9 protein-coding genes are annotated in these 14241 nt (G+C 65.9%); 4 read left to right on the top strand and 5 right to left on the bottom strand.

Going from position 1 to position 14241, the window contains the following annotated elements; genetic code table 11:
• Positions 1-65 precede the first annotated feature (65 nt).
• From ACIQ7H_RS05165 to ACIQ7H_RS05150, 4 genes are all read right to left on the bottom strand, one after another.
• Positions 66-1778, bottom strand: a complete 1713-nt coding sequence (locus ACIQ7H_RS05165; protein ID WP_395789077.1) for an ATP-dependent nuclease — start codon at positions 1776-1778, stop codon at positions 66-68.
• Entirely contained in the window at positions 1775-3031 is a 1257-nt protein-coding gene (locus ACIQ7H_RS05160) for a restriction endonuclease subunit S (protein WP_395789075.1), read from the bottom strand. Before ACIQ7H_RS05160 ends, ACIQ7H_RS05165 begins: the two co-directional genes overlap by 4 nt.
• Before the next feature lie 242 nt (positions 3032-3273).
• Entirely contained in the window at positions 3274-3801 is a 528-nt protein-coding gene (locus tag ACIQ7H_RS05155; RefSeq protein ID WP_395789073.1) for a Fic/DOC family protein, read from the bottom strand.
• Positions 3802-3895: 94 nt separating this feature from the next.
• Positions 3896-5620, bottom strand: a complete 1725-nt coding sequence (locus ACIQ7H_RS05150) for a type I restriction-modification system subunit M (protein ID WP_395789071.1) — start codon at positions 5618-5620, stop codon at positions 3896-3898.
• 220 nt (positions 5621-5840) lie between these two features.
• On the opposite strand from ACIQ7H_RS05150, the gene ACIQ7H_RS05145 reads away from it, so the two are divergent.
• From ACIQ7H_RS05145 to ACIQ7H_RS05135, 3 genes are read left to right on the top strand one after another with little or no spacing between them, the layout of a single operon-like run.
• Positions 5841-6500 carry an ABC transporter ATP-binding protein gene (locus tag ACIQ7H_RS05145; RefSeq protein ID WP_395789069.1) on the top strand — a complete coding sequence of 220 codons (660 nt, stop codon included), beginning with the start codon at positions 5841-5843 and terminating at the stop codon, positions 6498-6500.
• Positions 6501-6507: 7 nt separating this feature from the next.
• Positions 6508-9033 (top strand): FtsX-like permease family protein, encoded by a 2526-nt coding sequence (locus ACIQ7H_RS05140; protein ID WP_395789067.1) that lies wholly within the window; start codon positions 6508-6510, stop codon positions 9031-9033.
• Entirely contained in the window at positions 9030-10160 is a 1131-nt protein-coding gene (locus tag ACIQ7H_RS05135; protein WP_395789065.1) for a lipocalin-like domain-containing protein, read from the top strand. Before ACIQ7H_RS05140 ends, ACIQ7H_RS05135 begins: the two co-directional genes overlap by 4 nt.
• A 171-nt stretch (positions 10161-10331) precedes the next feature.
• On the opposite strand, the gene ACIQ7H_RS05130 is transcribed toward ACIQ7H_RS05135, so the two are convergent.
• On the bottom strand, positions 10332-11129 hold the full coding sequence (locus ACIQ7H_RS05130; RefSeq protein WP_395789063.1) for a hypothetical protein: 798 nt from the start codon (positions 11127-11129) through the stop codon (positions 10332-10334).
• A 138-nt stretch (positions 11130-11267) separates the two neighbouring features.
• Between ACIQ7H_RS05130 and ACIQ7H_RS05125 the strand changes: the two genes are divergently transcribed.
• The gene (locus tag ACIQ7H_RS05125) at positions 11268-14156 is read left to right on the top strand and encodes a M16 family metallopeptidase (protein WP_395789061.1); all 2889 of its coding nucleotides are present in this window, start codon (positions 11268-11270) and stop codon (positions 14154-14156) included.
• Positions 14157-14241 lie beyond the last annotated feature (85 nt).

Genomic DNA, 14241 nt, shown 5'->3' with positions numbered 1-14241 from the left:
CCTACCTGACTGGCAGGCGCACTCAAGTGCCCAAGTCACCAGCTCGGGGGAGACGGGGACGCGGGTCATGGTGTGTCTTCCTTCGTTGCGAAGCAGGATCGCACCAGCTCGCAGAATGCAGTCAGCTTCGCATTGTCAATTCTATTGGTAGCGTAGTAATAAAGCAGGTGTTGGGGCTTTCTGTGGGGGGAGCCCGCTGACACTACACCGAGGTAGTCTTCTAGATCCTTCGGTATTGTCGTGACCGAGTGCGTGAAGTCCGCGCTCTTCGAGTCCGCCACCAGTTGATTAAGTTCCTGATGCTCGTTCGCATTGTTGTCGTCATCGTGTAGCACCGCATGAAACACGCCAAGTCCACTGAGCAGATTCATGAAGCGGTGTATGTTGTACTTGCCGAGACAGTCGAGGACATAGGTTCCTTGAGGTAACGCGATTCTGCCATCGTCCAACAATCGGTTGATTAAGGCCGTCTCGCTGGGGCCTTCGACGAGCAACACATTCTGTGCGAACAGCATTCCCGCGCGGTCTGGATTGAGCCACAAGAAGTACTTCACCGACTCCATTTCAGGCTTTTGGTCATCAGCCTCCATGGTTTTTTTTACCTTTGGGTACTTGGCTGAAACCTGCTGTATGGCGTGATTGGAGTCAACAATACTGTTCCATCGCGCATCGTCGATCTGGAAGATGGACACGACCCCGGCCGCCCTACGTGCCCGAATGATGGCGGGAATTCGCATGGCATTTCTGCTCACGAAGTGCGCAGAGTGGGTAGAGCAGATAATCTGCCAATCGGTGGCTTCGCTGACCTTGACCAGACTACGAGCCAAATCCTCCTGTTGCGGCGGGTGCAGGAATGCCTCAGGTTCTTCGAAAAGCACCAAGTTCAATGAGGGCGCGAAGTCTTTCGCTTTCTTCGAAGCTCTCTGTGGCACGTACTTCGCGCCCAGTTGAATCAGCGAGTAGATGAAATGTCGCTGGAAGCCAGAGCCAAAGTACTCAACACCTTGCGGCGCCTCGTGATCATTGTCCCGAATGTCCCATCCAAGCATGGACTTGATAATATCCGCCGTGGATGGCGCAGTGAACTTGAGATTGAAGTTCGTCTGCCATGGAGCAAGCAGTGCGTTCAGGTCACTCTCGAAATTCGACAGCGAGCGTTTATCCTCGGTCTCGATGGCACGAACGCTATCGGCAAAAGTTGCAACGCTGTTGGTCAGCTCCTTGTAAGCAAGGCTCCCTTCCACCACATCCGACATGATGTTAGTGATCAGATCGCGCAGGGCCGATGGCCCGCTGAGCTTGGTGTGTTCATCAATCTTGCTAATGGCCGGGATATAGATCACATCGCCGAATTTGCCACTCTGGACGTTTCTCGCGCCGTAGAAGGGTTCGTTCGACAGGGTTCCGTCAGTCTTGTAACCAAGAATTGATCCGGCCGCACCTTTTCCGTCAAGCAGCTTTTCGCTCGTCTGGAAATATTTCCGAACCTTCAGCGACTTGTTATCGGTCTTGTATTCCCCTTTCAGTGATTCGTGTTCATCGTCGACGAGGGCGAAAGTTAGCTCAATCCACGACTCCTGGTCTGCCGCCCCCTTGAGCGGAAAGTCAGCTTCCTTTCTGAACCTGAAACCGTCCTTCTCATAGAAAGCGCGGATGCAGTCGATGATTGTGCTCTTGCCGGAGTTGTTGGCGCCAACAACGAGCGCGTATGGCTGGAACGCCATAGAAGCGTCAATAATGCCTCGGAAGTTGTGTACGGAAATGTGTGTCAGTTTCATGCAATGGCCCCAACAAATTTCTCGGCATCCTTAGCGCGCAGCTCGCCGGAGATCAGTTTGGGTAGTAGGGTGTCGCGGAGCTGGGCGAGAAAATCGCATTCATCTTCGTTCTTCTTCTGTGCCCCACGCATTGGGATGGCTTGCTCATCGAAAGCGTCGATCAGGTTCCGAGGAGGAAGAACAATCGGCAAATTATGAACATGGTTTCGGTTGAGCGTCGGCACGGCGGAACCTGCGTTGAACATCTCGAAGTCCAGGCCACGAAGGAGTTCAAAGGCGTAGTACGGCGAAACTCTCTTGAACTCCTTTACCCAGAGCGAAGTGTTCAGTGGCCAAAAATCGCTATGAACCAGAAATACGCGACCAAGAACGCCGCTTCGCCCCGTAGTGACGCCAGGCCCCTTGACCATATGCGTGTCGTGGAAGCCGTTGATTCCGCTGGCAGCCATGACGGGATACGCACCGTGAGTTCGAGCTGAGGCTGGCAAGTCAAACCCTCTCTGCAAGACGAGCGCATCGTCCAGGCGACCAGCCTCCCACCCTTCCGGCTTGCCGTCATCATCAAGGCGGTCGGGGAAGAGCTGCCAGAGGTCGACGGGGAGGTAGGACTCGCGGCCTTCCATCTTGGCGCGGACGGGGCCGAAGTCGACGAACCAGTCCTTGAACAGGGCGCGGGCCATGGCCTCCAGGGTCTGGTTGCGGCGGCGGTTGAGTTCGATCTTGTCGTCCAGCATGCCGAGGATGTGGGCGATGGCGCGTTGTTCGGAAAGCGGAGGAAGCAGAAGCTCGAAGGATCGAAGTTGCCCAAGGTTGAATCCAGGGACTGAGCTACCAATTCCGCGATTAAGGATTTCGGATCGAATCCTGGGCGAAGAGAACAGATAGTAGAGAAACAAGCTGTCCGCAACGGCTTCATCAGGAGAAAGAAGCATCTGCTTATTGGAAACTATGTAGCGCGAGTATCGAGAGCTTTTGTCAATCAGGCCGACCTGATCGATTGTCCCCCAGCAAGTAAATACCAAGTCGCCCCGATACGCCGCCGATCGCGAGAACTCGGAGGCTTTGTCTTCGGCCAGGAAGACCATGCCTTCGTCTACCAAGCGAAGGCCAATGTCCTGGCTAAGGTTGCTACCCCGAATGACAGGCACCCCGGCGGGCAGAAAATGCTTCGAGCTGATCGAAGATCCGAACGGCCCGGTGGCTGCTCGCCTCGCGATGTTCTCCACCTTTACTTGACGCCACTCACCCGTCATGACCTAGCTCCCTCATGCTCTCCTCAACCCCGACATCCAGCCGCACCGAACTCGGTAGACTCTCGCCAGCCCCTACGTTAAGCCGCCCATGAACGCCCAAACCCACCCCAAAGCTCCCAGCCGCCAAGCCATTGTTCGCGCCGTGGCCAGTTCCACCGCTATCGAAACCGGCCAGCGGATTGCTGAGATCGAGGCCATGCTGCAAGGCGGTCGGAAATCGTTTCCTCATCTGTCTCTCGCCCTCAAGCCCGCGCCGAAGCCAGCGCGCGGATGACAAGGTCCTGCATGGGCGCGTAGTCCCTGCCCATGCCGCGTTGAATCGCGGCGAAGTAGGCGGGGGTGTCGGCATCCCAGGCGCTGTAGTCGAGCGGGCCGCGCCCCGCCTGTACGGCCATCACGTCTGCCAGCAGGCGCGCGAGCCGGCCGTTGCCCTCGCGAAATGGGTGGACGAGGATCAGCTCGACATGACACACCGCGATGGCCTCGGCCAGCGCGTCGCCGCCCAGGTCCTCGCAGGGCGTGTAGCGATGCACGCAGTCGCGCTCAAACTCTGTCAGCAGGCGCGGAACCTGCGCCGCCGCCGCGAAGTGAAAATCGCCCTTGGCGATGTTGACGCTGCGCTCCTCCCCGGCCCAGTCGTACACGTTACCCAGCCACAGGCGGTGCCATTCCTTCAGATCGGCTGCCTGCAGACGGCGCGCAGGGAAGTGCTCTTCGCTCAGCACGTGCTCGTAGAGCTGCAGCAGCAGTTGCAGCTCGACCTCGTCCATCTGCGCCGGATCGCTGATGCCCTGAAGGTTGCGCAGCACTTGCTCACCCGAACCCGGCTGCCATTCACCTTGTGCGCCGCTAGCCTGGTAGCGATCAGCCGCCATACCCAAGCTCCCTCAGGTTGGCCTCAATCGCCGCATCCAGCCGCGCCGCTTCCTGCTGCTGCTCGCGCCACTGGGCGCTGAGCCGCCGCATCTTGTCCGTGAAGGCCTCGCCGTCGTCCTCGGCGGCTTGCGCGCCGACGTAGCGGCCGGGCGTGAGTACGTGGCCGTGTTTGCGGATCTCGTCGAGCGTGGCGGATTTGCAGAAGCCGGGGATGTCTTGGTAGGGGTGGGGCGAGTGCGCCCCCTCTCCCCGGCCCTCTCCCGCGAGGGGAGAGGGGGAAAGGCCGGCGCTGCGCCAGGCGTGGTAGGTGTCGGCGATCCGTTGGATGTCGGCCTCGGAGAGTTCGCGCCGGGTGCGGTCGACCAGGGTGCCCAGGTTGCGGGCGTCGATGAAGAGGACTTGGCCGCGGCGATCGCGCAAGGCTGCCCCCTCTACCCTGGCCGCTCTCCCGCGGGTGGAGAGGGGCGAACGGCCCGACTTGTCGCGGGCGAGGAACCACAGGCAGGCGGGGATTTGCGTCGAGTAGAACAGCTGGCCGGGCAAGGCGACCATGCAATCGACGGCGTCGGCCTCGACCATGGCCTTGCGGATCTCGCCTTCGCCGCTCTGGTTCGAACTCATGGAGCCATTCGCCAGCACTACGCCAGCGGTGCCGAACGGCGCAAGGTGCCAGTGGATGTGCTGCAGCCAGGCGTAGTTGGCATTGCCCGCGGGCGGTACGCCGAAGGTCCAGCGTGGGTCTTCGCGCAGGCGCTCGCCGCCCCAGTCGGAGATGTTGAAGGGCGGGTTGGCCAGGATGTGGTCGAAGCGCAGGTCGCGCAGTTCGTTCTTGTGGAAGCTGCCTTCGTTGTTCCAGCGGATATCGCTGTCGATACCGCGCACGGCGAGGTTCATCTTGGCCAGGCGCCAGGTGGTGTAGTTGCTCTCCTGGCCGTAGATGGCGATGTCGCCGATGCGGCCGCCGTGCTCCAGCACGAACTTCTCGCTCTGCACGAACATGCCACCGCTGCCGCAGCACGGGTCGTAGATGCGGCCGCTGTAGGGTTCGAGCATCTGCACCAGCACCTGCACCACCGAGCGCGGCGTATAGAACTCGCCGCCGCGCTTGCCTTCGGCGCCCGCGAACTGGCTCAGGAAGTATTCGTAGACGCGGCCGAGGATGTCGTGCGATCCGGCGGTTCGCTCCGCCCGAGCCCTCTCCCCCGCCCCCTCTCCCGGCGGGAGAGGGGAGGCAGGCGTGGCGCCGTCCGCAGGGGCGGCCGGGTTCATGGCGATGCCGGAGATCAGGTCGATCAGCTCGCCCAGCATGAGTTTGTTGAGCGCAGGGCGGGCGTAGTCCTTGGGCAGCACCCCTTTAAGCGATTCGTTGTCCTTCTCGATCGCGCGCATGGCGTCGTCGATCAGGCTGCCGATCTCGGGGCGCTTGGCGTTGGCTTTCAGGTGCGACCAGCGCGCGTCCTTCGGCACCCAGAACACGTTGTCGGCCAGGTATTCGTCTTTGTCCTCGGCGATGTAGGGGTCTTCGCTCAGCAGTTCGAGGTGTCTGCGCTCAAAGGCGTCGGAGATGTACTTGAGAAAGATCAGCCCGAGCGCGACGTGCTTGTAGTCGCTGGGCTCCATATTGCCGCGCAGTTTGTCGGCGGTCTTGAACAGCTCGGCCTCAAAGCCGAGCTGGGCGCTGCTGCGTTGGGTGCGGGGTGTGCTGCTGGACATGGTGTTTCCGGTGTGTCGACAAGGCGGTGGATCACGCTGGCCGCGCCAGTGAATGAAGGCGCGGCCGGTGAGGGTATCGCCAAGTACGCGCGGCGTGTCGGAATCCGCTGCGGGCTGGGCCGCCGACGGGTTTGGGCGTGGTCGCGAGTGCCGCGCGCTCGAAAACAAGGCACGGCCACACCAATCCCAAATTCACCCAGCGCACCGCACACTGCGCCCCATGAAAATCACTGTCCGCGGACTCACCCGCCGCTACGCCGACACCGCCGTGCTCGACCAGCTCGATCTCGACGTCGAGCCCGGCGAGTGTGTGGCCCTGGTCGGGCGCAGCGGGGCGGGCAAGTCGACCTTGCTGCATCTGCTGGCGGGGATCGATCAGGCGGAGGCCGGCAGCATCGCGTTTGATGGGCTGCGCATCGACACGCTGGATGAGGCGGCGCGCACGCGCTTTCGGCGTCAGCATCTGGGGCTGGTGTTCCAGAGCTGGAACCTGGTGCCGAGCCTGTCGGCGCTCGACAACCTGCGCCTGCCGCTGGAGCTGATCGGCCTGCGCGGTGACGAAGCGCGCGGCCGGGCGCAGGCGCTGCTGGAGCGGCTGGGGCTGGGCGATCTGGCGCATCGTTTTGCGGATGAACTGTCGGGTGGACAGCAGCAGCGGGTGGCGGTGGCGCGGGCCTTGGTGCATGCGCCTTCGGTGCTGCTGGCCGATGAGCCGACCGGCAGCCTGGATGCCGACAGTGCGGCGGCGGTGATGCGGCTGTTGATTGGTGCCTGTCGCGAGGCCGGCGCCAGCCTGGTGCTGGTGACCCATGCGGCCGAGGTGATGGGCCAGGCCGATCGCCTGCTGCGGGTGGAGGCCGGCCGGCTGCGGCCGGCCTGAGCGAAGGATGATCCCGACCCGGCTGGTTCGTGCGCTGTGGAACGCGCATCGGCGCGCGCCGGCACAGGCGCTGCTGATGCTGCTGGGCCTGGCCTTGAGCGTGGCCGTGGTGGTGGCGATCGATCTGGCGGTGGATTCAGCGCGCGGTGCGTTTCTGGACTCGCGCCGCGCGCTGTCGGGCGCGGCCACGCATCAGCTGATTGCCGACGGCGGCGAGGTGCCGGTGGCGCAGCTGGTGGCATTGCGCGCGCAGGGGCTGTGGCGCTCGGCGCCGCTGATCGAGCGCGAGGCGCTGCACACGGAGTCGGGCACGCGGTTGCGCCTGCTCGGCATCGATGCGCTGAGCGAAGCCGCGCTACGGCCGTGGCTGGCTGGGCGCGTCGGGGCTGCGGGTGATGCGTCCGCAAGCATCAACCCTGCCGCCCTGATCGGACGTGCGGATGCCGCCCTGCTGGCGCAGCCGCTGGCGGCACGACTGGGGCTCAACGCCGGCGATTCGTTCACGCTGCGCATCGATGGTCGCAGCATCGGGTTTGTTGTGCTGGCGACGCTAACGGCCGAGCGCTTGCCGGCCGGCAGTGGCGCCTGGGTGCTGGTCGATATCGCCGCCGCGCAGCGCGCGACCGGGCTCAGTGGATACAGCCGGATCGATCTGGTGACCGATGCCGAACGCGCGCAGGCCTTGGCCGCGCAGCTGCCGCTGGGCCTGCGCATCGTCGCCACCGCTGAGCAGGACAGCGAGCTCGCAGCAATGAGCGGCGCGTTCGAGATCAACCTGAAGGCGCTGAGCCTGCTGGCCCTGCTGGTCGGCGTGTTCGTGGTGTTCCAGACCTTGAGCTTTCTGGCCCTGCAGCGGCGCCGTCTGCTCGGCCTGCTGCGCGCACTGGGCGTGCAGCGCAGCGAGGTCGCGCGCCTGTTGCTGGGCGAAGCGGCCGTGGTCGGTCTGCTGGCCGGTGCGCTGGGTATCGCGCTCGGCATCGGCCTCGGCAGTGCGCTGCTGCAGGGCCTGGCGCGCAGCTACAGCGAGCTGTTCTACCGGGTCGAAGTCAGCGCGCTGGCGCTGTCGGGCTTCACCCTGCTGAAAGCCGCAGCGCTGGCCCTGGGCGGCGCCCTGGTGGCGGCGCTGCTGCCGCTGCGCGATGCCTTGAGCGTGCCGGTGCTGGATGCGCTCGGCCGGCCCAGCGCAGCGCTGCGCGAACCCGATGCACGGCTGCGGGCGCTGTTGTGGCCGTCCGTGCTGCTGTTCGCCGCGGGGCTGGCGCTGATCCGCTACGCGCCGCAGGGTTTGTTCTGGGGCTTCGCAGGTTTGTTCGCCTGCCTGATCGCCGGCCTCGGCCTGATTCCCTGGGCCGCGCGACATCTGCTGCGCGCGCTGGAGTGGCGTTTGCGCGCCGCACCGGTGCTGATGCAGTGGCTGGTCGCCGGCAGCCGACGCACGCTCGGCCGCACCGGCATCGCGCTGGCGGCGCTGAGCCTGGCGATCGCCACCGTGATCGGCATGAGCAGCATGATCCACAGCTTCCGCGTCGCCCTGAACGGCTGGATCGAACGCAGCCTGCAGGCCGAGGTGTACCTGTCGGCCGGCGGCCGCAGCGCGCTGCCGGCCGAACTGGTCGAGCGCTCGTCCATGCTGGACGGCGTACTCGGCGTCGGCCTGACCCGCCGCAGCCAGCGCTTGCCGCCTTCAGGCCCGCTCGAGGTGGTCGGTATGCAGCTGCCGCCGCGCGGACGCGCCGGTTTCGAGATTCTGGCCGGCGATGCCGATAGCCTGTGGACGGCATTCGAAGCCGGTGACGCGCTGATCAGCGAGCCGCTGGCGACACGGCTGCGGCTGGGCGTGGGCGATGCGCTCAGCCTGCCCACGGCACAGGGCGCGCGCGATTTCCGTATCGCCGCGATCTACCGCGACTACAGCAGCCCGCAGGGCGTGGTCACCCTGGCCCTGCCGCACTACCGGCGCGCGTTCGCCGACGAAGCCGTCGGCGCGCTGGGCCTGTACGCCGAAGCCGAGGACGCCGCGGCGCTCGCGACCACACTGCGCGGCTGGGCCAAGGACGATCCAACGCTGCAGGTGGTCACTGCGGCCGAGATCCGCGCGGTCAGCCTGGAGGTGTTCGCGCGCACCTTCGCGATCACCGACGTGCTGCGCTTTCTGGCCGGGTTGATCGCGGTGGTGGCGGTGCTGGGCGCGCTGTCGGCGCTGGCGATCGAGCGTCAGCGCGAGTTCGCCCTGCTGCGCGCGATCGGCCTCACCCCCGCCCAGCTGCAGCGTTTGCAGCTGCTGCAGGGCGGCGCGCTGGGCCTGCTGGCCGGCGTGTGCGCGCTGCCGCTGGGGCTGGGCCTGGCAGTGTTGCTGATCGAAGTGATCAACCGCCGCAGCTTCGGCTGGAGCATGCGGCTGGATCTGCCCTGGGGCCAGATTCTGACCGCGCTGGCGGTGTCGACATTGGCGGCACTGCTGGCCGCCTGGTGGCCGGCGCGGCGCGCGGTCGGCGCCAGCCTGGTGAAACAGCTGCGCGGGGGCGGGCCATGAAGCGCACGGGTTTTGTTCTGCTGCTGGCGCTTGTGCTGGCGGCGTGTACGCCACCGATCGAAGAAATCACATCGGCGCCCGCACCGCTGGCGCGCACGCTCGCACTCGGTGCCGACAGCGCCGGCTTCGAACAGGTCGTACCGCGCAGCCTGGTGTTTCCGGCCGACCACGGCGCGCATCCGCGCTTCCGCATCGAGTGGTGGTATCTGACTGCACGCCTGCGTGACGCCGACGGTCGCCGCTTCGGCGCGCAGTTCGCGCTGTTCCGCTTCGCCCTGCGGCCGGAGGCGGAGGCCGCGCGGTCGGACTGGCAGGGCGCGCAGGTCTATATGGTCCACGCGGCCCTGAGTGAGCTCGATGGTGGCGGCTTTCGTCACATCGAGCGCTTCGCGCGCGGTGCCGGCGGACTGGCTGGCGTCGAGCTGGATCCGTATCGTGCCTGGCTGGGCGACTGCCGCGCAGAAGCGGCCACGCGCGAGGCTCTGCTGCCCATGACGCTCGACTGCGGCGGTGAGGAGTTCCGTTATCGGCTGGAACTGTCGGCCAGCGGCCCGCGGGTGCTGCATGGCGAAGCCGGCTACAGCCGCAAGTCGGAACTGGCCGGTGCGGCCAGCCACTACTACGCCTACCCGTTCATCCAGGCGCGCGGTGAGATCACTCGGGCAGGCGAGACCCACGCCGTGGCCGGCCAGGCCTGGTACGACCACGAGTGGACATCCAGCCTGCTGGGCGAGAATCAGGTCGGCTGGGACTGGTTCTCGCTGCGCCTGTCCGACGGCAGCGCGCTGATGCTGTTCCACATTCGCGATCGTTCGGGCGCGGTCGTTTCCAGCCGCGGCAGCCTGATCGAAGCCAGCGGCGAAGTGCTCGCGTTTGCAGAGGGCACGGTCGATGCGGAGCCGACCCGCTTCTGGACCAGCCCGAGCAGCGGCGTGCGCTATCCGCTGGGCTGGCGGCTGCGCTCGGCAGCGCTTGATCTCGAACTCGATGTCGACACCGCGCTGGATGCGCAGGAGCTCAATACCAGCGTGCGCTACTGGGAAGGCGCGATCGATGCGCGCGGCCAGCGCGGTGGGAAAGCGGTCAGCGCCGAGGGCTATCTGGAGCTGACCGGTTACGGCGAGTAGGGCGTGCTGACCGCGGTCGCGAGCTCACTTCGCGCCGACATGCCGATTGCCGATTGCTCATGTCGCATGCGCTTTGCTTACGCGACCTACCAAGGCGAACGCAAGGCGCCTGTCGCCGCGGCCGCTGCCGCGGCCAATGTGCGCAGATGATCGAGTGGTGAAGCCCCGCCCTCACCCCGGAATGCGGCAGCTCTGCAGCGGCTCGGCCGCAGCCGCGTCCCAGGCACTGGCCACCTGCGCCACCGGCAGTTCAGGGAACTCGATGTGGGCAACCAGGTTGCGGCTGGCGCTTTCGCGGATATTGGTCAGGCCCTCGAAGCGCACCAGCCAGCGGTCGGCATCGCGGTAGATCACATCGATGTTCGGCGCGAACAGGCCCAGAAATCCACCCAGACTCAGGCGGATGCGGCTGGCCGGCGCGCCGGCAACGACCATGCCCTCGACTTTGCGCAGGCGAAAGCCCAGCGATTCGCCGCGGCTGGGCACGACGAAATCGATCGGTACCGCCTCGCCGGCCTGCAGGGTCTGCCAGTGCTGCTGCACGAAGCGGTCGAAGCCGGCATCGGCGACCAGGGCGGGCACCGCAGCCAGGCTGGATTCCTTCGCCGCGTCACCGACTCCGGCAAAGGTCAGCACCCCGTTGCCGTCGCGGCGCAGGCCTTCGCGATAGTCGACACGCGCGTCGACCAGTTCGAAGCTCGGCGCGAACTCGGCGTCGGCATAGTCGACCCGCTTGCGTGCGAACGCAGTGCCGTCGGCGCAGCGATACAGCACCAATCGCTCGCTGGGCACTTCGTCGCGCTCGCGCACGAGGTGATGCTCGGTGTACATCAGCGCCGCGCTCTCGGGCTGGAGGGCGCGCCCGCTGTAGCCGGTGAGACGCTCGGTGACCGCTGCCGCGGGCGTGGCCAGCACCAAGGGAGCCAGGACGAGTGCAAGTAGCGGCGTGCGAGTGCGGGGCGTTTTCATGCTGCCGACGATACCGGCCAAAACGTAGAACTATGTGCACGAACGGCCGCTGGCGCGCCGCCACCCTGTGCCGACTGGCAGGTAAGCCGCTGAACGATTGGCGGCTATGATCCGGCCTCACCCCTGACGGAGACCGGCATGCGACTGCCGACACCCAAGATTCTCGCGCGGTCGATGCTGGCCGCCCTGCTCGGCGTCACCCTCGCCGCCTGCACGCCGGCCGAGCGCCTGCGCACCGACACCCCTGCGGCGGCCGCCAGCGAGTTCGCCCTGCCGGTCGATATCGCCTACGACAGCTTCACCCTGCCCAATGGCCTGCGCGTGGTGGTGCACACCGATCGCAAGGCGCCGGTGGTGGCGGTGAACGTGTGGTATCACGTCGGCAGCAAGGACGAGCCCGCCGGCAAGACCGGTTTCGCGCATCTATTCGAGCACCTGATGTTCCAGGGCTCGGAGAACTACAAGGACGAGTTCTTCGGTCCGTTCGAGCAGGTCGGCGCCACCGGCCAGAACGGCACCACCAGTACCGACCGCACCAACTATTTCCAGAACGTGCCCACCACCGCGCTCGACATGGCGCTGTGGATGGAGTCCGACCGCATGGGCCACTTCCTCGGTGCGATCGACCAGTCCCTGCTCGACGAGCAGCGCGGCGTGGTGCAGAACGAAAAGCGCCAACGCGAGAACCAGCCCTATGGCCAGGCCTGGGAGCGCATCACCAAGGCCAGCTATCCGCACGGCCATCCGTACAGCTGGAGCGTGATCGGCTCGATGGCCGACCTGAACGCCGCCAACCTCGATGACGTCAAGACCTGGTTCCGCACCTGGTACGGCCCCAACAACGCGGTGCTGGTGCTGTCGGGCGACATCGACCTCGCCACCGCGCGCGAGAAAGTCACCCGCTTCTTCGGTGACATCCCGCCCGGCCCGGTCACCACCCAGCCCAAGGTCGATGTCGCCAAGCGCGAGACTTCAACCCGCGAAACCCTGCCCGACCGTGTGCCGCAGAGCCGGATCTACCGCAGCTGGAATGTGGCCGAATACGGCACTGCCGATGCCGATCGTCTGCAGCTGGTGACCCAGGTGCTGGGCGGAAGCGCGAGCTCGCGGCTGGACCGCCGGCTGGTGCACGCCGACAAGCTGGCCGACGGCGTTTCCAGCTTCCTGCTCGAAGGCCAGTTGGGCAGCCGGCTGCTGGTGTTCGTCGACGTCAAGAGCGGTGTCGACGTGGCCACGGTCGAGCAGGTGCTGGACGAAGAGTTGGCGCGACTGCTCAGCGAAGGCATCAGCGAGACCGAACTGGCGCAGGCGCGCACCGTGTTCGAGGCCGGCTTCATCCGCGGCGTCGAACGCGTGGGCGGCTTCGGCGGCAAGTCCGACATCCTCGCCGAGTGCCTGACCTACACCGACGACGCCGGCTGCTTCCGCAGCTCGATGCGCAATGTGCTGACCGCGAGCGCCGCCGACATCAACTCCACCGCGCAGCGCTGGCTGTCCAGCGGCGACCACACCCTGATCGTCGAACCCGGCGATCGTCCGGCCGCCGAGCCCGATGTGCGCAGTCTGGACGCCGGCGAAAGCGCGGTCGCGCTGGCCGAGCCGATGCCGGCGCCCGGGCTGTCCGCACTGCCCACGGGCGTGGACCGCAGCGGCGGAGTGCCGGTCACCACCGAGTTCCCGCGGCTGAGCTTCCCGGCGCTGGAGCGCGCGAAGCTCGCCAACGGCATCACGGTGGTGCTGGCACAGCGCCACGATGTACCGGTGGTGCAGTTGAACCTGGAGCTGCGCGGCGGCTACACCCTGGACCAGGGCCGCAAGCTTGGCACTGCCGGGTTCACCATGAGCATGCTGGATGAAGGTGCGGGTGATCTGGATGCACTCTCGTTTGGCGACCGCGCCGAAAGCCTCGGCGCGATGGTCGGCGCCGGCGCCAACCTGGACGGCGCCGGTGTCTACCTGTCGGCACTGCGGGCCAATCTCGATCCTTCACTCGCGCTGTGGGCCGACACCATCCTGCGGCCGCGCTTCGACGCTGCCGACATCGAACGCGTGCGGCAGAGCTGGATCGCCGGCATCCGCCAGGAAAAGTCACGCCCGGACAGCATCCCGCAGCGGATTCTGCCGCCGGTCCTGTACGGCGAAGGGCATCCCTACGCGATTCCGTTCAGCGGCAGCGGCACCGAGGAATCGATCGCCGCGCTGAGCCGCGAGGACCTGCTCGATTTCCACCGTACCCAGCTGCACCCCGAACTCGCCACGATCGTTGCCGTGGGTGCGATCAGCCTGGACGAACTGGTGCCACTGCTGAACAAACACCTCGGCGACTGGAAATCCGACCGCGCCGCACCTGCGCTGCCGGCCCTGCCGGTGGTTGAGCTGCCTTCGGGCCAGCGCGTGTTCCTGGTCAATCAGCCCGGCGCGATCCAGGCCAATATCCTGGCGGGCCAGCTGGTGGCCTCAACCGGCGACCCGCGCTCAATCGAGTTCGATGTCGCCAATGGCGTGCTCGGCGGCACCTTCTCGTCCCGGCTCAACATGAACCTGCGCGAAGACAAGAGCTGGTCCTACGGCAGCTACAGTGTCGCGCCCGCTGCGCTGGGCCAGCGGCCGTGGATCGTCTCGGCGCCGGTGCAGCTCGACCGCACCGTGGACTCGATCGCCGAAATCAAGCGCGAGCTGCGCGAGTTCGCCGGCAGCCGCCCGGCCACCGCCGAGGAAGTCGAGAAGATCAAGGCCCGCAACGTCCGCGCCCTTCCCGGCTCGTTCGAGAGTGCCGGCGCGGTGCTCAGCCAGATCGGCGGCATTCTGCGTTTCAACCGGCCCGACGACTGGCCGCTGCAGTATCAGGCGCTGCAGGAAGCGATGAGCCTAGACCAGGTTCGCGCGGCCACGGCAGCGCTCAAACCCGACGCCCTGACCTGGGTGATCGTCGGCGATCTCGAGAAGATCGAAGCGCCAGTACGTGAACTGTTCGGTCCGAACGTACCGGTGCAGGTGCTGGACGCAGACGGTGAAGTGGTGAACTGAGGCTGCGCTGCCGGGTCGACTGCGGTCGAGCGGCTGCGCTGTGGACGACACTTCGGGTTCGGGTTCGATCGCGAGTTCGCACCCG

This window comes from Aquimonas sp., assembly GCF_044377145.1.
Lineage (GTDB): Bacteria > Pseudomonadota > Gammaproteobacteria > Xanthomonadales > Xanthomonadaceae > Aquimonas.
Note: the sequence above shows the minus strand (reverse complement) of the source record. Positions and strands in the feature narration are given on the sequence as shown.

Coding starts and splice junctions, on each gene's coding strand:
- ACIQ7H_RS05165 (WP_395789077.1), bottom strand. CDS start 1,778: ATGAAACTGACACACATTTCCGTACACAACTTCCGAGGCATTATTGAC.
- ACIQ7H_RS05160 (WP_395789075.1), bottom strand. CDS start 3,031: ATGACGGGTGAGTGGCGTCAAGTAAAGGTGGAGAACATCGCGAGGCGA.
- ACIQ7H_RS05155 (WP_395789073.1), bottom strand. CDS start 3,801: ATGGACGAGGTCGAGCTGCAACTGCTGCTGCAGCTCTACGAGCACGTG.
- ACIQ7H_RS05150 (WP_395789071.1), bottom strand. CDS start 5,620: ATGTCCAGCAGCACACCCCGCACCCAACGCAGCAGCGCCCAGCTCGGC.
- ACIQ7H_RS05145 (WP_395789069.1), top strand. CDS start 5,841: ATGAAAATCACTGTCCGCGGACTCACCCGCCGCTACGCCGACACCGCC.
- ACIQ7H_RS05140 (WP_395789067.1), top strand. CDS start 6,508: ATGATCCCGACCCGGCTGGTTCGTGCGCTGTGGAACGCGCATCGGCGC.
- ACIQ7H_RS05135 (WP_395789065.1), top strand. CDS start 9,030: ATGAAGCGCACGGGTTTTGTTCTGCTGCTGGCGCTTGTGCTGGCGGCG.
- ACIQ7H_RS05130 (WP_395789063.1), bottom strand. CDS start 11,129: ATGAAAACGCCCCGCACTCGCACGCCGCTACTTGCACTCGTCCTGGCT.
- ACIQ7H_RS05125 (WP_395789061.1), top strand. CDS start 11,268: ATGCGACTGCCGACACCCAAGATTCTCGCGCGGTCGATGCTGGCCGCC.